This window comes from Nonomuraea sp. NPDC052634 (assembly GCF_040678535.1).
GTDB classification, from domain to species: domain Bacteria; phylum Actinomycetota; class Actinomycetes; order Streptosporangiales; family Streptosporangiaceae; genus Nonomuraea; species Nonomuraea fastidiosa.
In genome coordinates, this window is sequence record NZ_JBFATY010000001.1 from 591,199 (window position 1) to 614,570 (window position 23,372).

General features: G+C 70.5%; 22 protein-coding genes. 6 read left to right on the top strand and 16 right to left on the bottom strand.

Going from position 1 to position 23,372, the window contains the following annotated elements; translation table 11 throughout:
* The first annotated feature begins 194 nt into the window (after positions 1-194).
* The 3 genes from AB0K67_RS02865 to AB0K67_RS02875 all read left to right on the top strand — a co-directional run bounded on the left by AB0K67_RS02865 (position 195) and on the right by AB0K67_RS02875 (position 3,954).
* Positions 195-1,559 (top strand): glycoside hydrolase family 43 protein, encoded by a 1,365-nt coding sequence (locus tag AB0K67_RS02865; RefSeq protein WP_364051826.1) that lies wholly within the window; start codon positions 195-197, stop codon positions 1,557-1,559.
* A 44-nt stretch (positions 1,560-1,603) separates the two neighbouring features.
* On the top strand, positions 1,604-3,241 hold the full coding sequence (locus tag AB0K67_RS02870) for a lectin (protein WP_364051829.1): 1,638 nt from the start codon (positions 1,604-1,606) through the stop codon (positions 3,239-3,241).
* Positions 3,242-3,390: 149 nt separating this feature from the next.
* Positions 3,391-3,954 carry a DJ-1/PfpI family protein gene (locus tag AB0K67_RS02875; RefSeq protein WP_364051832.1) on the top strand — a complete coding sequence of 188 codons (564 nt, stop codon included), beginning with the start codon at positions 3,391-3,393 and terminating at the stop codon, positions 3,952-3,954.
* 53 nt (positions 3,955-4,007) lie between these two features.
* Here AB0K67_RS02875 and AB0K67_RS02880 read toward each other — a convergent pair whose 3' ends face one another.
* Complete coding sequence (locus AB0K67_RS02880; protein WP_364051835.1) at positions 4,008-5,567, bottom strand: PHB depolymerase family esterase; 1,560 nt, start codon at positions 5,565-5,567, stop codon at positions 4,008-4,010.
* 212 nt (positions 5,568-5,779) lie between these two features.
* Between AB0K67_RS02880 and AB0K67_RS02885 the strand changes: the two genes are divergently transcribed.
* Together AB0K67_RS02885 and AB0K67_RS02890 are read left to right on the top strand one after the other, a co-directional pair.
* The gene (locus tag AB0K67_RS02885; protein ID WP_364051838.1) at positions 5,780-6,298 is read left to right on the top strand and encodes a MarR family transcriptional regulator; all 519 of its coding nucleotides are present in this window, start codon (positions 5,780-5,782) and stop codon (positions 6,296-6,298) included.
* A gap of 230 nt (positions 6,299-6,528) precedes the next feature.
* Positions 6,529-7,098 carry a Fe-Mn family superoxide dismutase gene (locus tag AB0K67_RS02890; protein WP_364057405.1) on the top strand — a complete coding sequence of 190 codons (570 nt, stop codon included), beginning with the start codon at positions 6,529-6,531 and terminating at the stop codon, positions 7,096-7,098.
* Here AB0K67_RS02890 and AB0K67_RS02895 read toward each other — a convergent pair.
* Together AB0K67_RS02895 and AB0K67_RS02900 are read right to left on the bottom strand one after the other, a co-directional pair.
* Positions 7,012-7,200 (bottom strand): hypothetical protein, encoded by a 189-nt coding sequence (locus AB0K67_RS02895; protein WP_364057579.1) that lies wholly within the window; start codon positions 7,198-7,200, stop codon positions 7,012-7,014. The genes AB0K67_RS02890 and AB0K67_RS02895 overlap by 87 nt on opposite strands.
* A gap of 516 nt (positions 7,201-7,716) precedes the next feature.
* Entirely contained in the window at positions 7,717-9,498 is a 1,782-nt protein-coding gene (locus AB0K67_RS02900; protein WP_364051841.1) for a hypothetical protein, read from the bottom strand.
* A 368-nt stretch (positions 9,499-9,866) separates the two neighbouring features.
* Between AB0K67_RS02900 and AB0K67_RS02905 the strand changes: the two genes are divergently transcribed.
* The gene (locus tag AB0K67_RS02905; protein ID WP_364051844.1) at positions 9,867-10,766 is read left to right on the top strand and encodes a helix-turn-helix transcriptional regulator; all 900 of its coding nucleotides are present in this window, start codon (positions 9,867-9,869) and stop codon (positions 10,764-10,766) included.
* A gap of 7 nt (positions 10,767-10,773) precedes the next feature.
* On the opposite strand, the gene AB0K67_RS02910 is transcribed toward AB0K67_RS02905, so the two are convergent.
* The 13 genes from AB0K67_RS02910 to AB0K67_RS02970 all read right to left on the bottom strand — a co-directional run bounded on the left by AB0K67_RS02910 (position 10,774) and on the right by AB0K67_RS02970 (position 23,345).
* Positions 10,774-11,580, bottom strand: a complete 807-nt coding sequence (locus AB0K67_RS02910) for an SAM-dependent methyltransferase (protein ID WP_364051847.1) — start codon at positions 11,578-11,580, stop codon at positions 10,774-10,776.
* Positions 11,581-11,681: 101 nt separating this feature from the next.
* Positions 11,682-12,689 (bottom strand): ABC transporter ATP-binding protein, encoded by a 1,008-nt coding sequence (locus AB0K67_RS02915; protein ID WP_364051850.1) that lies wholly within the window; start codon positions 12,687-12,689, stop codon positions 11,682-11,684.
* Positions 12,686-13,669 carry an ABC transporter ATP-binding protein gene (locus AB0K67_RS02920; RefSeq protein WP_364051853.1) on the bottom strand — a complete coding sequence of 328 codons (984 nt, stop codon included), beginning with the start codon at positions 13,667-13,669 and terminating at the stop codon, positions 12,686-12,688. The genes AB0K67_RS02915 and AB0K67_RS02920 overlap by 4 nt, the downstream gene beginning before the upstream one ends.
* On the bottom strand, positions 13,666-14,499 hold the full coding sequence (locus tag AB0K67_RS02925; RefSeq protein WP_364051856.1) for an ABC transporter permease: 834 nt from the start codon (positions 14,497-14,499) through the stop codon (positions 13,666-13,668). The genes AB0K67_RS02920 and AB0K67_RS02925 overlap by 4 nt, the downstream gene beginning before the upstream one ends.
* A complete protein-coding gene (locus AB0K67_RS02930) occupies positions 14,496-15,476 on the bottom strand; it encodes an ABC transporter permease (protein WP_364051859.1) in 981 nt (326 codons plus the stop codon). The genes AB0K67_RS02925 and AB0K67_RS02930 overlap by 4 nt, the downstream gene beginning before the upstream one ends.
* On the bottom strand, positions 15,473-17,101 hold the full coding sequence (locus tag AB0K67_RS02935) for an ABC transporter substrate-binding protein (RefSeq protein ID WP_364051862.1): 1,629 nt from the start codon (positions 17,099-17,101) through the stop codon (positions 15,473-15,475). The genes AB0K67_RS02930 and AB0K67_RS02935 overlap by 4 nt, the downstream gene beginning before the upstream one ends.
* Complete coding sequence (locus tag AB0K67_RS02940; protein ID WP_364051865.1) at positions 17,098-17,808, bottom strand: PIG-L family deacetylase; 711 nt, start codon at positions 17,806-17,808, stop codon at positions 17,098-17,100. The genes AB0K67_RS02935 and AB0K67_RS02940 overlap by 4 nt, the downstream gene beginning before the upstream one ends.
* Positions 17,805-18,743 carry a GNAT family N-acetyltransferase gene (locus AB0K67_RS02945; RefSeq protein WP_364051868.1) on the bottom strand — a complete coding sequence of 313 codons (939 nt, stop codon included), beginning with the start codon at positions 18,741-18,743 and terminating at the stop codon, positions 17,805-17,807. The genes AB0K67_RS02940 and AB0K67_RS02945 overlap by 4 nt, the downstream gene beginning before the upstream one ends.
* A 263-nt stretch (positions 18,744-19,006) precedes the next feature.
* Positions 19,007-19,873, bottom strand: coding sequence for an ABC transporter permease (locus tag AB0K67_RS02950; RefSeq protein ID WP_364051871.1), 867 nt, complete (start codon positions 19,871-19,873; stop codon positions 19,007-19,009).
* Positions 19,870-20,859 (bottom strand): aliphatic sulfonate ABC transporter substrate-binding protein, encoded by a 990-nt coding sequence (locus AB0K67_RS02955; protein WP_364051874.1) that lies wholly within the window; start codon positions 20,857-20,859, stop codon positions 19,870-19,872. The genes AB0K67_RS02950 and AB0K67_RS02955 overlap by 4 nt, the downstream gene beginning before the upstream one ends.
* A 19-nt stretch (positions 20,860-20,878) precedes the next feature.
* Positions 20,879-21,670, bottom strand: a complete 792-nt coding sequence (locus AB0K67_RS02960) for an ABC transporter ATP-binding protein (protein ID WP_364051877.1) — start codon at positions 21,668-21,670, stop codon at positions 20,879-20,881.
* A 395-nt stretch (positions 21,671-22,065) separates the two neighbouring features.
* Positions 22,066-22,320 carry a helix-turn-helix transcriptional regulator gene (locus tag AB0K67_RS02965; protein ID WP_364051880.1) on the bottom strand — a complete coding sequence of 85 codons (255 nt, stop codon included), beginning with the start codon at positions 22,318-22,320 and terminating at the stop codon, positions 22,066-22,068.
* Positions 22,320-23,345: an RHS repeat domain-containing protein gene (locus AB0K67_RS02970; protein ID WP_364057408.1), complete on the bottom strand. Its 1,026-nt coding sequence runs from the start codon at positions 23,343-23,345 to the stop codon at positions 22,320-22,322. The genes AB0K67_RS02965 and AB0K67_RS02970 overlap by 1 nt, the downstream gene beginning before the upstream one ends.
* Positions 23,346-23,372: the final 27 nt, after the last annotated feature.

A 23,372-nucleotide genomic window follows, 5' to 3' on the forward strand; every position in this document is an offset into this window, starting at 1 on the left:
GCCCGCCGGCGCCGCATCGTGATCTCCCCGGGCGCGAAACGCCAGGCGAGAAGGTGTGCCCGCCGCGACGCCCCCACCGGCGGGCGGATCCCGTCATTGACTCCGCCCAGGCCCTCGGCTGTACTCCGCGACAGGAGCTTCACGTACCCGCTTGATGTTAGCGCTAACAGCACCTGCCACAAGGGAGACCATCGGTGAAATCCGTCCTGCGCACGGTCCTGTGCACCATGGGCCTGCTGCTTCCCAGCGTGCTGTTCCCGTCCGCGGCCGCCGCCGACAACCCGATCGTGCAGACCATCTACACGGCCGACCCCGCGCCCCTCGTCCACGACGGCCGCCTCTACGTCTACACCGGCCACGACGAGGACGGCTCCACGTGGTTCACGATGCGCGAATGGCGCGTCTACTCCACCACGGACATGGCCAACTGGACCGATCACGGCTCGCCCATGAGCCTGGAGACGTTCGCCTGGGCCGACGACAACGCCTGGGCGGGCCACGTCGTCCACCGCAACGGCCGCTTCTACTGGTATGTGCCGGTACGCCACCGCGCCACCGGCTCGATGGCCATCGGTGTCGGGGTCTCCGACAGCCCCACAGGGCCGTTCCATGACGCCCTCGGGCGCCCGCTCGTCAACAACAACGAGATCGACCCGAACGTCTTCATCGACGACGACGGCCAGGCCTACCTGTACTGGGGCAACCCCAACCTCTGGTACGTCCGGCTTAATCCCGACATGATCTCCTACTCCGGCGCCCCGACGCAGATCCCGCTCACCACCGCCGGGTTCGGCACGCGTACCGGCAACCCCGACCGCCCGACCCTGTACGAGGAGGGCCCCTGGGTCTACAAGCGCAACGGCCTGTACTACATCGTCTTCGCCGCCGAGTGCTGCTCGGAGTTCATCGGCTATTCGACCGCGCCCACCCCGACCGGCCCGTGGACGTACCGCGGCACGATCATGCCCACCCAGGGCAGCAGCTTCACCAACCATCCGGGCGTCATCGATTACCGGGGCGGCTCGTACTTCTTCTACCACAACGGCGCGCTCCCGGGCGGAGGTGGTTTCACCAGGTCAGTGGCCGTCGAGAAGTTCAGCTACAACGCGGACGGCACGTTCCCCACGATCACCATGACCACCGCGGGGCCGCCGCAGATCGGCACGCTCGACCCGTACGTCCGCCAGGAGGCCGAGACGACCGCGTGGGCCCAGGGCGTCGAGACGGAGCCGTCCAGCGAGGGCGGCATGAACGTCGGCTATATCGAGAACGGCGACTACCTCAAGGTCAAGGGCGTCGCGTTCGGCGGCGGCGCGTCCTCCTTCACCGCCCGCGTGGCCTCGGCCACCGACGGCGGCCGGATCGAGCTGCGGCTCGACGGCCCCACGGGCACCCTCGTGGGCACCTGCACCGTCACCGGCACCGGCGGCTGGCAGAGCTGGACCTCGGTCAGCTGCCCGGTGTCCGGCGCGACCGGCACGCACGACCTCTACCTCCGCTTCACCGGCGGCAGCGGCTACCTGCTGAACGTCGACTGGTGGCGTTTCACGTCCCAGTGAACCGCCGGACGAGCCCCCGTACCCCCCGTTGAGGAGAGACTTCGATGACCAGGAAACGAACGCGCATCTCTCTCGCCCTGACCATGCTGCTCACCATGACGGCGGGCGCCATCGTGACCGGCCCGCCCGCGCAGGCGCTGGAGAACGGCGTGGGCCGCACCCCGCCGATGGGCTGGAACACCTGGAACACCTTCGGCTGCAACATCAACGAGACGCTGATCAAGCAGACGGCCGACGCGCTCGTCAGCTCCGGCATGCGCGACCTGGGCTACGAGTACGTGGTGGTCGACGACTGCTGGTTCGCGCCCGAGCGCGACTCGGCGGGCAACCTGCAGGCCAACCCGTCCAGGTTCCCCAGCGGCATGAAGGCGCTCGGCGACTACCTGCACGCCAGGGGCCTGAAGTTCGGCCTGTACCAGGCGCCGCTCGACCGGACCTGCGCACAGTACTTCGGCAGCTATCCGGGCGCGACCGGCAGCCTCGGCCACGAGGAGCAGGACGCCCGGCAGTTCGCCGCCTGGGGCGTCGACTACCTCAAGTACGACTGGTGCTCCCCCACCGGCACCATCGACGACCAGGTGCGCACGTTCGCGAAGATGCGCGACGCGCTGGCCGCGACCGGCCGGCCGATCCTCTACAGCATCAACCCCAACAGCATCCACGAGAAGACCGGGCCGCAGCGTGACTGGGGCGACGTCGCCAACATCTGGCGCACGACCGAGGACATCACGAACGCCTGGGACACGGGGCAGACCAACGGCTACCCGATGGGCATCAAGAACATCGTGGACGTGAACGTGCCGCTCGCGGGTAACGCCCGGCCGGGACAGTTCAACGACCCGGACATGATGGTCGTCGGCCGCGGCGGCATGAACGACACCGAGATGCGCAGCCACTTCGCGCTGTGGGCGATCATGGCCGCCCCGCTGATCGCCGGGAACGACATCCGCAACATGGACTCCGCCACCTCGACGATCCTGAAGAACGCGAACCTGATCGCGATCAACCAGGACCCGCTCGGCCTGCAGGCCGTTCAGGTCGGCTTCGACGGAACGCGCCGCGTGCTGGCCAAGCGGCTGAGCAACGGCGACGTCGCGGTCGCGCTGTTCAACCAGGGCGGCAGCACCACCACGATCAGCACCACGGCCGCCGCCATCGGCCTCACCGGCGGCCCGTTCACGCTGCGCGACGCCTGGACGAACGCCGTCACCACGACGACCGGCACCATTTCGGCGACGGTGCCGGCGCACGGCACCGCCGTGTTCCGCGTCAGCGGCGGCACCCCGGCCCCGCCGCCCGTCCGCATTCAAGGGGCGGGCTCGGGCCGCTGCCTCGACGTGACCGAAGCCTCCCAGGCCAACGGCACCCCCGTGATCATCTGGGACTGCCACCAGCAGGCCAACCAGCAGTGGACCGTGACCGCCGACGGCGAGCTGCGCGTCTACGGCGGCAAGTGCCTGGACGTCGAGCAGGCCGGCACCGCCGATGGCACCGCGGTCATCATCTGGGACTGCAACGGCCAGGACAACCAGAAGTGGCGCTTCAACGACGACGGCACCATCACGGCGGTGGGCGCGGGCAAATGCCTGGACGTGGCGGGCAACGCCACCGCGAACGGCAGCCGGCTGCAGATCTGGACGTGCACGGGTGCGGCCAACCAGCGCTGGTCCCGCATCTCATGACGCGTTCCCGTCAGAGAACCAGAGCGGAAGCCACCGCCTCACCTGGAGGACGGCCGACGGTGTCGATCGCATCGGAGCACCAGGCCGAGGTCTGCCCTTTCCGGCGCAGGCGGACTACGCTCAACCGAAGGGAGAGCAAGGAGTGAGCCATGGCACGTGTGCTTGTTCTGGCCGGTGATGCGGCGGAAGAGCTCGACACCATGTACCCCGTCTTCCGGCTCCGCGAGGGAGGACACGAGGCGGTCGTGGCCGCCCCCACCACCCGCGCGCTGAAGCTGGTCGTGCACGACTTCGAACCCGGGTGGGACGCCTACACCGAAAAGCCCGGCCACCAGCTGCAGGTGGATCTCGCGTTCGGCGACGTGCGTCCGGAGGAGTTCCAGGCGCTGGTGATCCCGGGTGGGCGTGCGCCGGAGTACATCCGCACCGATCCCCACGTCGGACCGATCGTGCGCCACTTCTTCGAGCGCGGCCTGCCGGTGGGCACGATCTGCCACGGCCCGCAGGTGCCGGCGGCGTTCGGGCTGCTGCGCGGGCGCAGGACGGCGGCGTTCCCGCCGCTGAAGACGGACATGGAGCTGGCGGGCGCGACGTTCGTCGACGCGCCCGACGTGGTGGACGGCTCCATGGTGTCCTGCCGCGGCTGGCCTGACCTGCCGGAATGGTCGCGGGCCTTCATGCGGGTGCTCGAGGGCGCGGCTGTGACGGTCTAGGCGGGTGTCCCAGGGTCACGGCCCCGGCGTCAAGGGGCCGTGACCCTGGGCGGTCATGCGCAGGTGTAGCCGGACGGCAGGGCGCTGTCGCCGTTCGGCCTGCTGACCTGGAAGCCGACGCTGGTCGTCGCGGCTCCCGGCGCGAGCGTGCCGTTGTGGCCGACGTTCCTGACCGTGACGGTCTGGCCGCTGGTGGTGACGTCGGCGTTCCATGAACCGGTCAGGGTGTGCCCGGCGGGCAGGGTGAAGGTGACGGTCCAGCCGGTGATCGTCGAGGTGCCGGTGTTGGTGACGGTGAGCGGCTGGATGACGTAGCCGTTCCCCCACTCGGACTGCACGGTCGGGACGGCCGAGCAGGTGCCGTCGCTCGGACCCCCTTCCTGGGTGGTGATCTGGACGGTGTCGGAGACCGGCGAGACGTTGCCGGCGGCGTCGCGCGCCCGGACCTGGTAGCGGTAGGTCGTGTTCGGGGTCAGGCCCGTGTCGGCGTACGAGGTCGTGGCCGAGGTGCCGACCTGGGCGAAGGTCCTGCCCGACGCGCCCGGTGCGCGCAGGATGTCGTAGCCGGTCACGCCGGTGTCGTCCGTGGCGGCGGTCCACGTCAAGGTGGTGCCGGTCGCGGTGGTGCCCGAGGCGGTGAGCCCGGATGGGGCCGTGGGCGGCGTGGTGTCGTTCGATTGGGTGGTCAGGCCGAAGAACTCGACGGCGTAGCGGGCCATGCCCGACTGCGGGAGCGCGTGGCCCGCGCCCTGGATGCTGTACGCCTCCACCAGCACGGTGCCGGACGCATCGGCGTAGCGGCTGCGGTTCCAGCCGGCCTGCGGGCTGTCGGTGGAGGTCGGCGTATGGCTCAGCCCGAACACGTCGGTCCACTGCTCGATCGACTCGCGCAGCAGCGAGTACGGCACCAGGGTGTCGGCGGTGCCGTGCCAGAGCTGCACGCGCGGGCGGGCGCCGGAATAGCCGGGGTACGCCTGGCGTACCGCGTCGCCCCACTGCTGGGGTGTGCGGTCCATGCTGCCGCCGGTGCACCTGCTGCTGCCCGGCGGGTAGTCGGAGGCGCCGGCGAAGCAGTCGAACGGCACGCCCATGAAGGACGCGCCCGCCTTGAACACGTCCGGGTAGACGGCGAGCATGTGCTGGGTCATCATGCCGCCGGACGAGCTGCCGGTCGCGTAGACCCGGTCAGGGTCGCCCCCGTAGGTCCGCTCGACGTAGTCGATCATGGACAGGAGCGAGACGGGATCGCTGCCGCCGCCGCGCCGTTTGGCCGCGTCCGACCAGGTGTCGAAGCAGTTGCCGAACCCGGCCGACTGGGTGGCGGTCGGGTAGATGACGATGAAGCCGTACCGGTCGGCCAGGGACGCGAACTCGCTGCTCTGGTGGAAGCCGGGGCCGGAGCCGCCGCAGCCGTGCATGGCGACCACGATCGCGGGCGAGGCGGGGCGCGAGTCCGGTACGTAGACGTGCATCCGCATGTTGCCCGGGTTGCTGCCGAAGTTCGTCACCTCGACCAGGGTCGCGGCGGCGGCCGGTGAGCCGGCCACCACGGTCATGACGGCGAAGAGCGCCGCGGCGCAGGCGTGGGCCAGCACTGTGGTTAATCGTGTCATTTCGCGATCCCTTTCTCCGTCTCAGCGTGTGGATCCGGGTTGCTGGAAAATAAAAGCGCCGCGGCACGTCGTCAATGGACGCCCGGCAGGCGCGTTCACGCGATCATTCGGAGAAAGGCCGTTTCCGCTGGTTATCAAGTACCTTGACATCAAGGTCCTTGATACATGTTCAGGAAACTTACATCGGCGCCCGGGCGCGATATGGTCGGCTGGTGACCGATCCGGCTGTCCCCGCGGCCGCCGCGCCGCACGCACCGCCGCCCCACGTGAGCTATCTGGTGTTCCGGCTGGAACGCCGCATCCGCGCCTGCCTCGACGAAGCGCTCGCCCGGCACGGCATCACGACCACCGAGTACATGGCGCTCAGCGAGTTACGCCTGCGCGACGCGCCCTCGTCGGCCGACCTCGCCCGCATCGCCTTCGTCACCCCGCAGGCGATGAACCTCGTCATCCGCGATCTCGAAAAGCGCGGCCTGATCGCCCGCGAACCTCATCCCGACGGCGGGCGCGCCCTGCGTACCCGTCTCACTGCTGAAGGGCTGCGGAAGCTGCAGCGCTGCGACCGCTCGCTCGACGGCATCGAGGCCGTCATGCTCGCCGACGTCGACGCCGCGGACCGCAGGAGGCTCGCCGAGACGCTCACGCTGTGCGCCCGAGCCCTGCACCCCGAAGCCCACCCCCTCCCTCCGGACCTCCACAGCGCGGAGAACCCGCCTCCGACCAGGCCGTAGCCCTCGCCCGCGGGCCGCGCCTCACCGGCGCAGGCCCGCATGTCACCGCCGCCTGCGGCGCTCCACCCCTAGGTGCATCACGCCGCCTGTGCCGAGGGCGCCAACGACACGTTGGAGCGGCTGGCGGAGGCTCGTGAGAAGGCGAGTTCGGCGGGCTGGTCGGGCTGGAGAAGACCGTGCAGGGCTCGGGCTGGGGCGTGCCGGCCTGGGAGCCGGTCGGCCGTCGTCTGGTGGTCGAGCAGGTCTACGACCACCACGGCAACGTCGGCATGAACACCACCCCGCCGCTCGTCTTCGACGCCCGGGAGCACGCCTGCCACCTGCAGTACCGCAACGTCCGCCCGGACGACGTCGAGAAGCTGTGCGACCTCATCGACTGGAACGGCGTATCGCCCGCTACGACGCCGCGCGCGGCACCTGACGCGGCTCAAGACGGCGGCGTCCGCCCGGCCCGAGCTCGGTCCGTGGGGCCGGGCGGACGCCGCACCTCACGCGCGGAGCGGGATGGGGGTGGGTGCGGGGACCGCACCGGCGGAGTCCCGCGCCGGATGAGCGCGGTCTCGGATATCTCGGTCTCGGCACTCACGCCGAGGGGCTTGCTCTGGTCGTCGATCGCCGGGCATCGCTCACTGCGCCGCGACGACTCCCGGCGGGTCGTCGCAGGGGACGGGGCCTGGGGCCGAGCGGCCCCGGCCACCCTCCTGACGGTTCGGTCACGTGCGTGCCTGACTGCCGTTCTGGCCTTCGCCGATGATCGCCTCGTGGGCGTGCTCGGCGAACTCCGCCGGGCTCGCCCGTAGCAACGAATTGATCAGACGGAGATTGACGGGCCGGCTCTCCTCGAGGTCGGGGCCGGTGATGCTGGCCGTCTGAGGGGCCTTCCCGGTGAAGGTGACCCTCATGCGCCAATGGTGGCGCTCAACGGCGATCACTGGACCCTCGGCGGACGCCACCTTCCATCCGTGGCGGCGCGCGCGTTGGGTTAACGCCTCAGGATGCATGTGATTTGTCTTCCTCGTCGTCGTGGTGGACGCGGCGGCGGAACGGGTCGCGCTCCCCCGGCCGCGCGCGGTCAGAGGTCCGGGTCGAACGCGGAACCTCCGTCGTCGGAGGGTGCACCGGGCACGTTCACGGTGTGCTCGGACTCGGGACGCTCGGAAAATGCCGGACGACCGTACGCCTGCGCGGGCGACGGCGCCGGGGGGTGGCCACTCCCCCGGCCGTGGAAGGGATCGATCGGGCGCGCTGCGCCGCCGGCGGTCGTGCCGCCGTGGTGGGCGTGGTCGCGGCCCGTTGCTTTCACCTCGTCTCGGTGACCTCCCCTGCGCTGTCGATGCTACGCGCGGGAACCGGGTGGCCGGTTCCTCGCTCCTTCCGTAGATGTGATGGGAGGAGCAGGGGCGATGGTTCCCATCGGATCAATCTTGTCCCTGAGCTCGTGAGTTGCGGCGTCCGTACAACGACTTCAGGTCGAGCCGTTTCCTCGAAGAACCGGGGTACACCACGACCAGGTGCTCCTCTTCTCCCCCGCGCGTCACCCGGACGTACACGCGGAGCCGGTAGCGGCCCTTGCCGTTGATCGCGAGGTTCGGCATCGGCGCGCCCGCGCCCACCTCTCCCCCGTCCATCTCCGGGACGGTGAGCCGCCCGCCGCGGGTCGTGATCGGCACCTCGTGCACGGTGTCCCACCCGCCCGTACGGGGCGGCGGCGCCTTGCGGAAGGCTTTGACCGTGAGGCAGAGGCCGGTGACGTCGGCGACGTGCCCGACGAGGACCGCGGTGGGGGTCACCCCGAGCCCCGTCTTGTTGCCCTTCTGGTAAAGCTCGTCCATCGTCCGGTCCTCCCCCTCCCCTTGCTCATCTGCGGGGTCGTAGACGAGGTAGCCGGGGTCGCCGTCGACGAACAGGAAGTAGTAGGCGGTGGCCTGGACGACGCCCTTCGTCCTGGGCCACGGGTCGCGGCACGTCGCGTTGTGCTCGGCGACGTAGTCGATCTCCGCCTGCTTCCGCTCCTCGCTCGACCTCAGCAGATCGGGGTGGGTCTTGCCGACGATCTCCGGGCAGACGTAGACGAGGTCCCACGGATCGGCGCCCCACTCCGCCCGCGGGCTTCCCGCCTCCCTCAGCAGCGCCTGCTGCTTCGCGGGGTCCTGCGTACGGCACAGCGCCCGCCCGTACGCGAGGATCGCCTGGTCCGGCATGCTGTCCGGGAACATGGGCGGCGTCCCCTGGCTGCCCTCGCGCGCCAGGCACAGGAACACGGCCTCGCGCCGCGCCGGGTCCAGGTCGCCGGACTCCGGCCGGTCGTAGCAGTCCTCCGCCGCGCCGGTGAAGGTGCGGCGCGCGTGCTCCTCCGGCTGGACCAGCACGGCGATCGGCAGGAGGGCCAGGGCTGCCACGGCGGCCCGGTACGCCCGCCCGCGCGACCGGCGCCCGGACGCCGACGGGACGGGTGCGACGGGCATCTCCCTGGCGGTCGCCGCGAGATAGAGCGCGCCGGTGAGCCGTATGACGTCGGTGACCACAATCCACACCAGCGGGCCCTCGAAGTCCGAGCCGCCCACGAAGAAGACCGGGTACGCCGACGCGACGGAGACCGTCGACAGCCAGCCCGCGCCCAACGTGCCGCGGCTCCACCGGCCGTCGCGCCACTGCCCGGCGACGGTGAGGGCGGTCGTCGCCAGGGCGGCCACGATGGAGCCCACCGTGTAGACGGTGCCGTATCCGGCATCCGTGAGGCCGAGCGAGCCGAGCAGGTCCACCACCGCCAAGGCCAGCTCGCACGCGAACATCACCCCCGCCACGGCCCGCAGCACCCGGGACCGCCAGCGGATGACGAGCAGCAGCAGCGTGTCGATCGCGGCCCATAGCGCGAGCTGGAAGGCCGCGCCTGCCGCGTCGGAGATCCACGAGATCGGCGCCCACAGCACGAGACCGTCCGCCACCGCCAGATAGAGCAGCAGGCGCAGCGCCCGTTCCCGCCCGCTGAGCGGCCCCGGCTCCGGGGGACGCAGGATGATCCACAGGGCGGCGGCCTTCACCGGAGCGGCGGCGAGCAGCGCCGTGACGACGGCGAGGCCGTAAGGGCTGCGGTGGAAGAACCCGATGTACGGCGGTGGCGACCATTCGACGGCCACCCAGAGCACGTCGTCGCCGAGTATGAGGCCCGCGATCGCGCCCAGCAGGACCAGACTTACCAATCCGATCCTGATATAGCGCCATAAATCAGCTGATAACACGGGAGCGGAGCTTATCGGGCGCCACTCTCAAAAAAGCGGCGCCAGGAAGCGGAAGCCCTTCCCCGCCCGCCGTTCGATATGCGATCGAGACCTGCTCAGACCCGGTACCACGAAAACTCCCCAAAAGCCGCCAAAGAGGCACGGACCGCCGGAGAAAAACGCGAAGGGCGAATACGTCGTGGCACCACGGACATCACATATGATCGCCACCGGCACAGGCCGCACCCGCGCGTTCTCCTTCGGCGGATCGCCGATCGTGCGGCCGTTGGTTCGTGCCAATATGGGGGCGATGCTGGAGTGGGCGAGGGCCTGACACCGAGGGAGCATTGATGCCGGCTGCCGACATGAGCGACCTGAGCGACGTCACTGACGGCACCGGGCTCTGGTCCGCGCCCACGACGCTGCGCGCCCTCGTCGGGGCCCAGTTGCGGCGGCTGCGGGAGGCGCGCGGGGTCAGCCGTGAGGAGGCCGCGTTCCTCCTCCGAGGCTCGACCTCGAAGATCAGCCGGATGGAGGCCGGCCGCACGAGTTTCAAGGTGCGCGACGTCGCCGACCTGCTCACCCTGTACGGCGTCACCGACGAGGGCGCGCGGGCCAGCCTGCTCGCCTTGGTGGAGCAGGCCAACGCGCCGAGCTGGTGGCAGGAGTACCGCGAGGCGATCCCCGACTGGTTCGAGCCCTATCTCGGCCTCGAGCAGGACGCCTACCTCATCCGCGCCTTCGAGGTGCAGCTCGTGCCTGGCCTGCTGCAGACCGAGGCGTACGCGCGGGCGGTCATCGCCCAAGGCGCCACGGGCAGCGTGCTGGAGCAGCGGGTGGCCGTGCGGATGCGCCGCCAGAGCGTGCTCACCGGGGACGATCCGGCGAAGCTGTGGGTGGTGCTGGACGAGGCCGCGCTGCACCGCCGCGTCGCCGACGAGGCCACCATGCGCGCCCAGTGGGAGCACCTGGCGCGCATGAGCGAGCTGCCCCACGTCACCATCCAGGTGCTGCCGTTCACCTCCAGCGAGATCGCCGGCGGCATCGGCCCGGTGACGATCCTGCGCTTCCCGCAGCAGCAGCTGCCCGACGTCGTCTACATCGAGCAGCTCACCACCGCACAGTACGTCACCAAGAGCGCCGATGTGCTGCCGCACCACGCCCTGATGGACGAGCTGGGGCTGGCCGCGCTGCCGCCGGACGAGACCGCCGGCCTGCTGCGCGACCTGGCGGCCACACCGTCAAGCTGAGCAGCGCTCAGGGTTTGCGGGCGACGCCGCAGTACGCGTCCACCGGGTCGGGCGATCCGGTGACCGCCTCCGCCTCGGAACGCCACTGCGAGACCGACACGACACCCGGCTCGATCAGCTCCAGGCCGTCGAAGAACCGCTCGATCCTGGCGGGGGTGCGCAGCTCGTAGCTGTAGACGTGGCCCTCGTCGCGAAGCTGCTCGGCTTCGGCCGCCGCCTCCGGCTTGACCGTCTTGGTGCCGTCCTCGATCATCAGGTAGCTGCCGGACGGCAGCGCGTCCATGTAGCGCCGGATCAGCGCGTAGGCCTCGTCGTCGTCGCGTACGGTGCCGAGGACGCCCAGCATCATCACCGCGGCCGGCCGGCTGAAGTCGAGGGTGCGGGCCGCGCGGGTGAGGATGTCGTCGGGGTCGCGCACGTCGGCGTCCAGGTAGTCACAGCTCCCATCGGGGTGGCTGGTCAGCAGGGCGCGGGCGTGCAGCAGCACCACCGGGTCGTTGTCGACGTAGACGATGCGGCTGGACGGGTCGACGCGCTGGGCCACCTCGTGGGTGTTGTCCTCGGTGGGCAGGCCGGTGCCGATGTCGAGGAACTGGCGGATACCCTCGTTCTCGGCGAGGTGGCGGACCGCCCGGCGCAGAAAGGCCCGGGTGTGCAGCGCGATCTCCTGCATGCCGGGGTAGTGCTTTTCGAGCATGTCCGCGAACTCTTTGTCCACGGGGTAGTAGTGCTTGCCTCCTAACCAGTAGTTCCACGCTCTCGCCTGGCTGGGCCGGCTGGTGTCGATCCGGCTGAGCGGGGAGTCGTCGGCCACGGGCTGCTCCTTGTCGGGGTGAGGGGTGCCGCCTTTTCGGCATTTGCCTGTTCTACCAAGCACCGGCCCCTGTGTCAGGGGAGCCCGCCGGCCGGCACGACTCAGCGGGTGACGGCCGCCTCCGCCTGCCAGCAGTGCGTCCAGTGCCCGTCCCCCAGCTCCGTGCGCCCCGGCACCTCGGCCGAGCACACCGGCAGCGCCACCGGGCAGCGCGGGTGGAACCGGCAGCCGCTCGGCGGTGCGATGAGGCTGGGCGGCTCGCCGTGCCGCTCGCCCGCAGGCGGCGCCACCCGGTCGGGGTCCGGCGCCGACTCCAGCAGCAGCTGCGTGTACGGGTGGCGCGGCGACTGCGTGAGCTCCTCGCTGGGCCCGCTCTCGATCAGCCGGCCCGCGTACATGACCGTGATGTCCTCGGCGAAGTAGCGGGCGCTGGCGATGTCGTGCGTGATGTAGAGCAGCGCCAGCCCGTTGTCCCTGGCCAGCCCCTCCAGCAGGCGCAGCACGCCGAGCCTGATGGACACGTCCAGCATGGACACCGGCTCGTCGGCGATCAGCGCGACGGGCCGGACGGCGAGCGCCCTCGCGATCGCCACCCGCTGCCGCTGGCCGCCGGACAGCTCGTGCGGCATCTTGTCCATGAACTGCTCGACCGGGGTGAGGCTGACGCGTTCGAGCAGCTCGGCGACCTGCTCGCGCTCCTCGGCGTCGGTGCGGGCGTGGCCGTGCAGCCGCAGCGGCCTGGCCAGGTGGTAGCGGACCCGGTGGAAGGGGTTCAGCGACGCGAACGGGTCCTGGAAGATGAGCTGGACCTGCCGCCGGTACTCCTTGAACGCGGGGCCGCGGTGCGCGCGTACCGGCTCGCCGTTGAGCAGCACCTCGCCGGAGGTGGCCGGATAGACCTGGGCGAGCAGCCGGGCGACCGTGCTCTTGCCGCAGCCGCTCTCGCCGACCAGCGCCGTCACCGTGCCGGCGCGCAGCGCGATCGAGACGTCCTCGACCGCCCGCACCGGCGGGCGCTTGCCGAAGCGGCCGCGCGGGCCGCGGGCGGCGGTGAAGTGCTTGGTCAGGTTGCGTCCCTCGAGGACGACGTCGTTCATGGCGGTGTTCATGACAGCCCCCTCCCGTCGTTGAGCAGGCACGCGACCTCGCCGTCCGCCTCGGACCGCAGCACCGGGAGGGTCTGCGAGCACTCCTCCATCGCCTTGGCGCATCTGGGGTGGAAGGCGCAGCCGGGCGGCAGGGTGCGCAGGTCGGGCGGGGTGCCGGGGATGCCGAGCAGCTCCTCGCGCGGGCCGCGCAGACGGGGGAAGGAGCGCAGCAGGCCCAGCGTGTACGGGTGGCGCGGCGCCCGGTGCAGCGCCTTGGCCGTCCCGGTCTCCACGACCCGGCCCGCGTACATGATGGCGATCCTGTCGGAGATCTCCATGAGCAGCGACAGGTCGTGGGTGATGAAGACGACCGCGAAGCCGTACTCCTCGCGCAGCGCCCTGATCTCGGCGAGGATGTCGCGCTGCACCACCACGTCGAGCGCGGTCGTCGGCTCGTCCATGATGATGATCTCGGGGTTGAGCGCCAGCGCGATGGCGATGGCGGCGCGCTGGCGCATGCCGCCGGACAGCTCGTGCGGGTAGGAGCGGCGGCGGTCGGCGCTGATGCCGACGCGCTGCAGCAGCTCCACCGCCCGCTCGGTGCGCTCGGCGCGGGACATGCCCGGCGCGTGGATGCGCAGCACGTCGTCGATCTGGGCGCCCACGGTGCTGACCGGGTTGAGGGAGTTCATGGCGCTCTGGAAGACGACGGCCAGCTCCTTCCAGCGGAAGGCGCGCAGCTCGTTCTTGCCGAGCGAGAGCACGTCCACGGCGGTGCCGTCCTGGCGGCGGTAGGTGACCGTGCCGGAGGTGACGGTGGCGGGCGGGCGCAGCAGCCTGGCCACCGCGTTGGCCATGGTGGACTTGCCGCTGCCGCTCTCGCCGGCCAGGCCGAGGATCTCGCCGCGGCGCAGGTCGAGCGAGACGCCGGAGACCGCGTGCACGGCTCCGGAGCCGGACAGGTAGTCCACGCTGAGGTCGCGGACTTCCAGGACGTTCATGATGCGCGTGCCTTCCTGGGGACCTTGATCGTGCGCAGCCGCGGGTTGGCGATCTCGTCGATGCCGAAGTTCACCAGGGCCAGGCCGGTGCCGATGAGCGCGATGCACAGGCCGGGCGGGATGAACCACCACCAGGCGCCGATGAGCAGCGCCTGCCCGTTCTGCGCGAAGTACAGCATGCTGCCCCAGCTCACCGTGGACAGGTCGGCCAGGCCCAGGAACGACAGCCCGGCCTCGGCCAGGATCGCCGAGACGACGGTGGCCAGGAAGCTGGTGGCGATGACGGGCAGCAGGACCGGCAGGATCTCGAAGAAGACGATCCGCAGCGGCCCCTCGCCGCTCGCCCTGGCGGCCTGGACGAAGTCGCGGCGGCGTACCGACAGGGTCTGGGCGCGCAGCACGCGCGCGCCCCACGCCCAGCCGGTCACCGCGATCACCACGGCGACCGAGGTGACGCCGCGCTGCGGCAGGTAGCCGGCCAGCACGATGATGAGCGGCAGCGCGGGCAGCACGAGGAAGATGTTGGTGAGCACCGACAGCACCTCGTCCACGGCGCCGCCGATGTATCCGCCGACCAGGCCGACCGCGACCGCGAGCACGGTCGCGATGACCGCCGACAGCACGCCGACGCCGAGCGAGACGCGGGCGCCGTAGACGAGCTGGACGAGCACGTCCTGACCGGTCTGGGTGGTGCCGAGCCAGTGCTCGGCCGACGGGGGCTGCAGCCCGGCGTCGCTGGTGGCGGCGGGATCGGCGCCGATGAACAGCGGGCCGAAGATCGCCACCAGCGCGAAGAAGGCGAGGATCCCGGCCCCGATCTTGATCTTCATTCCGACTCCTGCCTGGTCCGGGGGTCGAGCACCACGTACGCCAGGTCGGCCAGGAAGTTCGCGACGAGCACCGCGAGCGAGATGACGAGGAAGATGCCCTGCATGAGCGGGAAGTCCTCGTTCTCCACGCCCTTGAGCAGCATCGAGCCGATGCCCGGGTAGGAGAAGACGATCTCGGTGAGCACCGAGCCGCCCACCACGAAACCGAGCGACAGCGCGAAGCTGGTGATGTTGGGCAGGATGGCGTTGCGGGCGGCGTAGGCCCACATGACCCGGCGCGAGGTCAGGCCCTTGGCCTCGGCCATCACCACGTAGTCCTCGCCGAGCGTGGTCACCATGACGTTGCGCATGCCGAGGATGCGGTCGGCCATGGAGGCGACGACGATGGTGATCGCCGGGAGGGCGGCGTGGTAGAGCACGCTCTGCACGAACTCGGCGTTGAAGCCGGGCGTCACGTCCAGCCCGTACGCGCGGCTGACCGGGAACCACTGCAGGGTCACGCCGAAGACGAAGACCAGCGCGAGCGCCACCCAGAAGTAGGGCACCGCGTGCATGAACGTGGCGGCCGGCAGCACGCCGTCCAGCCAGGTGCCGCGCTTCCACGCCATGATGACGCCGAGCGCGGTGCCGATGAGGTAGCTGATCAGCGTGGCGACGCCGACGAGCCCGATCGTCCACGGCAGGCTGTCGGCGATCACCGTGGAGACCTCGGTCGGGTAGAAGGTGATCGACCGGCCCAGCTCTCCGTGGGAGAGGTTGACCAGGTAGTCCACGTACTGCTGCCACAGGCTCGCGTCGCTGATGCCGAACGCCTTGCGCATCGCGTCGATGGCGGCCGGCTCGACGTTGCCCTTCATGCGGGCGACCAGCAGCTCGACCGGATCCCCCGGCATGAGCCGGGGGATCAGGAAGTTCAGCGTGATGGCGGCCCAGGCCGTCAGGAGGTAGAAGCCGAGCCGCCTGGCCAGGAACCTCACGTGCCCGCCGGCTTCAGTCGCAGCAGCACCATCGCCGCGTCAGGCGAGGTGTAGGGGGACGGCATGGCGTACGGGTCCTGCTCGGAGGGCCAGCCGACGTACTTGTTGGTGCGGAACTGCGCCCAGGACGGGCTGTAGAACAGCGGCAGCGCGGGCAGCTTCTCGATCATGATCTTGGCCAGGCCCTGGGTGGCCTTCTGCTGCTCGGCCAGGTCCTCGGTGGCGGCGTACTCGGCGATCAGCTTGTCGGTCTCCTCGTCCTTCCACCGCTCGTAGTTGCCGGTGGAGGACTCGCCGACGGGCTTGGCGAGCTTGCCGTAGAGCAGGCTGCGGAGCTGGAAGTACGGCGTCGGGCCGGCCGGGGTGCCCCTGATCGACAGGTCGTAGTCGCCCTTGCCGACCTTGGAGACCCAGTCCTGGAAGGCCACTCCCCTGGTCTCGACGGTGATGCCGACCTTGGCGAGGTCCTCGCGGATGAGCTGCGCGGCGTTCACCCAGTCGGTGTACGGCGACGGCACCAGCAGCTCGAACGTGAGCTGCGCCGGGTCGATGCCCTTGAGCAGCTCCTTGGCCTTCTCGATGTCCACCTTGTAGGCGGCGTCGCGGTACTCCTCCGGCACGTACGCCTCGCCGCCCGGCATCGTCACGCCGCTCGGGTGGGCGACCTTGGTGTAGTCGCGCTCGGCGATCCGGACAATCTTCTCCCGGTCGATGGCGAGGCTGATGGCCTGGCGCACCTCGGGCTTGCCCAGCACCGGGTGGGTCAGGTTCGGCAGCAGCGTCACCAGGCCCTCGGGCGGGAAGAAGTACTTGTTCTGCTCCGGCTTGCCCTGCACGTAGATCTTGTCGATGTCGGGCACGAACGCGCCCGCCCAGTCAACCTCGCCCTGCTGCAGCGCCGTCTGCAGCGCGTTGGCCGTGTACGCGGGGAAGCGCACGACCGGCACCTCGGGCTTGCCGGGCTGCCAGTAGGACGGGTTCTTGACCAGCTCGTAGAGCTGGGCGGAGAACTTCGACAGCGTGTACGGCCCCGTGCCGACCGGCTTGGGGTTGGTGAAGGTCGCCGGGTCTTTCTCCTTCTCCCAGATGTGCTTGGGCACGATGGGCGAGTTACCGGCGATGTCGTACAGCTTGGCGTAGGAGGTGGCGGCGAAGTCGATGCGCACCTTGTCGGGCGCGAGCACCTCGGTCCCCTCGATCTCCAGCGCGCTCTTGTTGAGCTGCGGGTGCTTCTTCAGCATGTCGAAGGTGAAGGCGACGTCGTCGGCGGTGAACGGCTTGCCGTCGGACCACTTGACGTTCTGCCGTAGCGTGAACGTCACCGACTTGCCCTTGTCGGACCACTCGTGCTCCAGCGCGAGCCAGGGCGTGATCTCGCCCGGCTTGAGCTTGTTGAAGAACATGAGGGTCTCGTGGATCATCCCGCTGGTGCCGAAGTTCACGCCTTCGAGGTGGTACGGGTTGAAGTCCTCCTGGAAGGTGCCCGCGTCCACGGCGTGCACCACCAGCGGCGGCGCGTCCCCGCTCTTGGCGGCGCCACCGCCGCCCCCGCCGCCGGAGCAGCCCGCCAGTGCCAGTGCCAGCGTGGCCGCCATCGCCGCGATCCGGCTCACCGGTCGTCTCATGCGGAGGCTCCCTTCCCGAAGTACTTGGTGCGCAGCTGCCGCGAGCCCTTGGGGGCGGCGAACGCCTGGGCCCGCTTGAACCCGGCGGGGGCGCCGCGCACGATCGTCAGCGCGCGGTAGTAGTCGACGTAGGGGAAGCCGTAGGTCTCGCCCCTGGCGTAGGCGTAGCCGGTGATGGCCTGCGACCAGATCTCGTACGCCTCCTCCTCGATCTCGACGAACGTGTCGGGCGCGAAGCCTTCGGCGTCCTCCCAGTTGTCGGCGTAGTAGAGCTCGCTCGCCCAGTAGGCCGGGTGCTCGCGCTCCAGGGTCTTCAGCCCGCCGTAGAAGCGGGCGTCCTCGACGATGCGGTGGGTGCGGGCGTGGTCCTTGTGGATCGAGGCGCTCCAGTGCGTGATGATCACGTCGGGGCGCAGCTCCCTGATCATGTCGCCGACGCGCATCTTGGTCTCGTCGTCCTCGGGCAGCAGGCCGTCCTCGTAGTCGAGGAAGCGCACGCCCGCGCCGATCCGCTCGGCGAACGTCTCAGCCTCCTCGCGCTTCTGCTTGGCGTAGTCGGAGACCGGCATGCGGGGGTGGCCGCGCTCGCCGAGCGTCAGGTGCAGCAGCGTCGCGCGGTCGCCGCGCAGCACGTGCTGGGCGAGCACCGCGCCCGCGGTCAGGTCCATGTCGCCCGCGTGGGCCCCGATGGCGAGAACGTGTGTCATGCGGATCGCCTCATCACGTGGAACTTTCTGGTGATCTCGTAGCCGGCCTTGGTGTAGAGGTGGCCGGCGGGGCTGGTGGCGCCGGTCCAGAGGAACCAGGAGGAGTGGAGTCCCTCCGCGCGCATCCTGGTCATGGTGAGGTGGAGGAGGATCTTGCCGAGGCCGGTGCCGCGCAGCTCGGGGTCGACGCCGAACGGGCCGAAGCGCTCGGGGATGCCGCGGTAGGCGGCGTACAGGGCGAAGCCGGCGATGCGGCCGTCCTTCTTGGCGATCACGATGCGCTCGGGGTTCCGGTGCCCGCGGATGGCCTCGCCCCAGTCGGGGTTGAAGGCGCCGGCGGCGAACCTGATCAGCTCGGGCAGCTCGCCCACGGTGGGGCTGCGGAAGTCGTACCCCTCGCGCTCACGCTGCTCGCGCAGCTCGCGTACCTCGGGCGGCGCCTGGTAGCCGACGAGCGTGCGGTCCATGGCGACCGGCGAGTAGAGGGTTGTGAAGCCGAGCTGTCCGAGGAGCCGGTATCCGGCGGGGTAGAGCTCGGCGTCCGCGCCCGGCAGCACGTAGAAGGGGGTGTAGGAGGAGAATTCGATCTTCGTGCGGCCGAGGCCCTCCAGGAACGCGACCGCCTCCTGCAGCAGCCGCCGGCCCAGGCCGCCGCCCCGGCGCTCGGGGACGACGAAGAAGAACGGGATCCAGCCGACGTCCGGCTCCAGGTCGGTGCCCGGCGCTAATGGGATCAGGCGGCGGACGGCGTACGCACAGCCCACCACCTCGTCATCCTCCACGGCCACACGCAGGCCCTCGGGGTCGAAGTTGGGGTCGAGCAGCACGCAGTCCTTGAACCAGCCGGCCGTCGTCGGGTCGGCGGGCATGCTGCGGTTCCAGGCGTCGACCAGCGCGGTCTCATCACCGGGCTGGAACGGGCGGACGGTGGCCATGGGGGGAGCGGTCCTTTCACCTTTGCACTCCCGCCACAGCTTTCCCAGTGTCAACGGGCCAGGTCAAGCGGATTTCGGAAGAAATTTTCTAACAAGTCAGTCATGTGGAAAATTGTTTTCGTATGCGGTATGTATGGATAGTTCACCCTGTTTGAGGTGTATCGCGGGCGCTGATCCCGCGCTGCCTGGATGCCGGCGACCGGGCGCGGGCACGCCGGAAGCCGGGCCCGGCGGCGCCGGACCCGGTCCTGGTGGTGCCGCGTTCAGTCCTTGTCGTGGGCGAGCGGGCCGGACAGCGTACGCGCCAGCAGGCCGAGCAGCGCGTCAGCGGCCTTGCCCAGCAGGGCGAGCAGCAGGATCGACAGCAGCAGGATGTCCGTCCTGCCGGTGTTCTGGCTGTCGATGAGCAGGAAGCCGAGCCCCATCGAGGAGGCGATCAGCTCGGCGGCGACGAGGAACAGCCAGCCCTGGGCGAGGCCGAGCCGCAGCCCGGCGAGCACGGACGGCGCCGCGTACGGAAGCTGGATGCGGGTCAGCAGGCCCACGCCGCGCAGCCCGTACGCGCGACCGGCCTCGACGAGGTGCGGATCCACGTGGGACAGCGCCGAGGCGACGGTGGTGTAGACGGGGAAGAACGCGCCGATCGCCACCAGCACGATCTTGGGGGCCTCGGCGATGCCCAGCCAGAGCACCAGCAGCGGCACCCAGGCCAGCGACGGCACCGCGCGCAGGGCGGCGACGCTGGGCGCGAGCAGCGCCCTGACCGGGGCGTACAGGCCGACCGCCGCGCCCAGCAGCAGCCCGGCGACCGCGCCCGCGGCGAAGCCGAGCAGCACCCGCTGACCGCTGATCGCGATGTGCTGCCACAGCTCGCCGCGCTGGATCAGCTCGCCGACCGCCGCCAGCACGGCCGACGGCGCGGGGAGCTGCGCCGGGGTGAACACGCCCGCCGCCGCGGCGGCCTGCCAGGCGGCCAGCGCGATCAGCGGCACCACCAGCCCGGCGGCGACCCGCCCCACCTGCGCGAACCGCCGCCCTCCCGCCCGTGCGCTCCCCCGGTCCGGCGGCGGGGTCGCGGGGCGTTCCTGCGTGCGGTCCAGGCTCGGCGTTCCGGTGGGGCGGGTGGTCACGACGCCGCCTTCGCCTTCGCGGCGAAGCCCGGCTCGAACAGCGAGTCGAGCGCCTTGCGCGCCTCGTCCTCGGAGCGGACCTGGCTCTCGCGTACGAGGGTCGGCAGGATGCGTTCGAGCACCGTACGCTGCTCGGCGCCCGGCACCGGGCTGATGTCGGTCTTCGTCCGCTCCTTCAGCACCACCGAGGCGACCTCGGGCGTGAGCTTGGCCTCCTGCGCCAGCAGCTTGACGGCCTCGTCGGGGTGCTCGGCGACCCACGCGCGCGCCCGCTCGTAGGCGTCGACCACCTTCTGCGCGAGGTCGGGGTGGTCCTTGATGAAGCCCTCGCGGGCGTTGAGGAAGCCGTAGGTGTTGAAGCCGGGGTTGCGGTAGACGAGCTTCGAGCCGGCCTCCAGCTCGCTCTGCGCCATCATCGGGTCGAGGCCGGCCCAGGCGTCCACGTCGCCGCGTTCCAGCGCCGTCCTGCCGTCGGCGTGCTGCAGGTTGACGACCTCGACGTCCAAACCGCCGAGCCCGGCCTCCTCCAGCGTCTGGAGCAGGAAGAAGTACGGGTCGGTGCCCTTGGTCGCGGCGACCTTCTTGCCCTTGAGCTCCTTGACGTCCTTGATCGGCGAGCCCTTGGGCACGACGAGCGCCGTCCACTCGGGCTGGGTGTAGATGCCGATGGTCTTGATGGGCGTGCCGTTGGCGCGGGCCTGCAGCGCGGCGGCGCCCGCGGTGGAGCCGACGTCGATGGTCTCGGCGCGCAGGTTCTCGTTGGCCTTGTTGCTGCCGGCCGACAGGACCCAGGTGACGGTGGTGCCCTTCAGCTCGTTCTCCAGCCAGCGCTGCCGGCGGATGACCAGGCTGAGCGGGTTGTAGTAGGCGTAGTCGAGCCGGAGCTGCCCCTGCGCGGGCGCCGCGGTGTCGCTCTCGCCCTGCACGCAGCCGGTGGCCAGGGTCGCGAGCAGCGCGGTGGTGAGCAGGAGGCGACGGTGGATCATGGTGTTTCCTTCAGGGGCTTCATGACGGCGCCGCCTCTTCGGCGGGGACGGGCCTGGGCACGCCGAGCCGTTCCAGCAGGTCGGCGCGGAGCTCGGCGAGCTCGGGGTGTGCGCGGTCGCGCGGCCGCGGGTGCTTGACGTCGAGCGTGGTCACCACGGTCGCGCCGGGCTCCGGCGGGACGCTGCCGAGCATGACCACCCGGTCGGCCAAGTGCAGCGCCTCGTCCACGTCGTGGGTGACGAGCAGCACCGTCGTCCCGGCGCCGCGCTGCACGTCGGCCAGCAGGTCCTGCATGCGCAGCCGGGTCAGCGCGTCCAGGGCGGCGAACGGCTCGTCGAGCAGCAGCACACCGGGTTCCCTGGCGAGCGCTCTCGCGAGGGCGGTGCGCTGCGCCATGCCGCCGGAGACCTGGCGGGGACGGTGCCCGTGGAAACCGGCCAGGCCGACGACGTCGAGCCAGTGCCGGACGATGCGGTCGCCCTCCGCCTTGCGGGTGCCCTTGGGCAGGCCGAGCCGTACGTTCCCGGCGAGGTCGCGCCAGGGCAGCAGGCGCGGCTCCTGGAAGACGACGGCGCAGCGCTCGTCGATGCCCGTGACGGCGCGCCCGTCCACCAGCACCTCGCCCGCCGATGGCGTGTCGAGCCCGGCCACCAGCCGCAGCAGCGTCGACTTGCCGCAGCCGCTCGGGCCCAGGATGGCGACGATCTCTCCGGGCGGGAGGTCGAGGTCGATGTCCCGCAGCACGGCGTGACCGTTGCCGAAGGTGTGGCCGAGGGCGCGCAACCGCACCCCTGCGGCACGTGCCGCCATGCCCCTCCCTTTCCGAAAATTCTCATTACCTACAGGTTGTGCATGATTCTGGCACGCGTGACCACTCCTTGGGAAGCCCGTCTCACCTTGTGAACAGTCCGCGTTCGCGGGGGTGGCCGGTTCACCCTCGGTACGGGCGACCGGTGGCCTTGCGGACGGCCTGATCCAGACCGGCATCGACGCCTCCTGAGAGGACGTCGTCGAGGCGAGCGTGACCGCGACCTGCACGATCCCGGTGTCAATGCCGGTGTAGACGAGTACGCCCGTGGACATCACGACGATCAGCCCGTTGGAGTGGTCGGCCCTCTCGATCGGCGGCTCGCCGCCGTCCGGCAACGCCGAAAGCGTGGTCGGCCACGCCTACGTCCGCTTAAGCCTCCGTCCCACGCGTGCTCTCAGCGAGCGGCCGGTTTCACCAGGCCGGCGTCGTAGGACAGCGCCACCACCTGGGCGCGGCTGCGCAGGTCGAGCTTGGCCATGATCCGGTTGATGTGCGTCTTGACGGTGCCTTCGCCGACAGACAGCCGTTCGGAGATCTCCTTGTTGGACAGGGCCCGCCCGACCAGGCTCAGCACCTCGAGTTCGCGAGCGGTGAGCCGGTCGAGCCCGGGTGGCGGCGAGCTGCTCGGCGGGCCGGTGAACGCCTCCATCAGCCGTTTGGTGGCCGACCGTCGAACAGGGCGTGGCCGGCCCGTTGAGCGCCGGTGGGGGTGAGGGTCTTCGTGGTGACGGCAGAGATCTTCCCGTCAGCGACCTGGTAGGAGTGCTCGGTGTCAGGGGTGGCCGTGGTGGGGCGGCCGGGCAGCCATACTTTGGTCAGGCGGCCCAGCCCGTCGTAGGCGAGATGGGTGGTGCGACCTGCCGCGTCGGTCTGCGCGGTCGGACGGCCGTGCGCGGGGTCGAGGGTCTCGGTCGTCACGTGCGCACTGGCCGGGTCGTCGGGGTCGACGGGCGGGCCGGTGGTGGTGACTTTGGTCGTCAGCCCGGCCGTCTCCGTGTACGTGGTCGTCGTCGTGTGACCGAGAGCGTCCGTGACCGCCGTGACCCGGCCGTGATCGTCGTAGGTGGTGCGGGCGGTGGGCACATACCTGGCGGTCGTGCCGTCATGGTCTGCGATCTTCTCCACGCGGGTGACGTCGCCCCTCGTAGGGGTGGTACCGCCGTCGTAGAAGGTGCGCACGTCGGAGACGATGTCCTTCGGCCTCTCAGGTGTTGCGGAGCAGCGGACGGCGACCGTCTCGACGCGTGAGGGCAGCACGCGGATCCACGCGTCGGCGTTGACCGCGTACGTGGTGCGGGTGCACAGGTCGTCGTCATCGCGTGCGATGTCGCCCTGATCGTCTTCCTGGACGGGCAGACCCGTCACGGTGTCGTACTCGGTGTCGGTGTGGGTCTCCCGCCACGTGCCGCCGTCCATGGCGGTCCAGGTATGCCTCGCGGCGACGCCGGTGAGCACCGCGTCTGACGTGCCCCAGGAGCGGGTACGTGAGGCGGTCTTATGCCGCCCTGGCGTGTTGACGGTCTTGCTGTGCACGCTGCCGCCCGGCTTGGTGTAGACGATGTGCTTGAGCTCGAAGCCGGCCAGGTCGTTGTGGTCGGGGTGGGTTCCGCCCTCGCCGTCGGCGACGCTGACGCTTTTGGTACCGCCCGAGGCGTTGAGCCGGTCGCCGTGCATGCCTCGCAGATACAGGCGTTCCTCCAG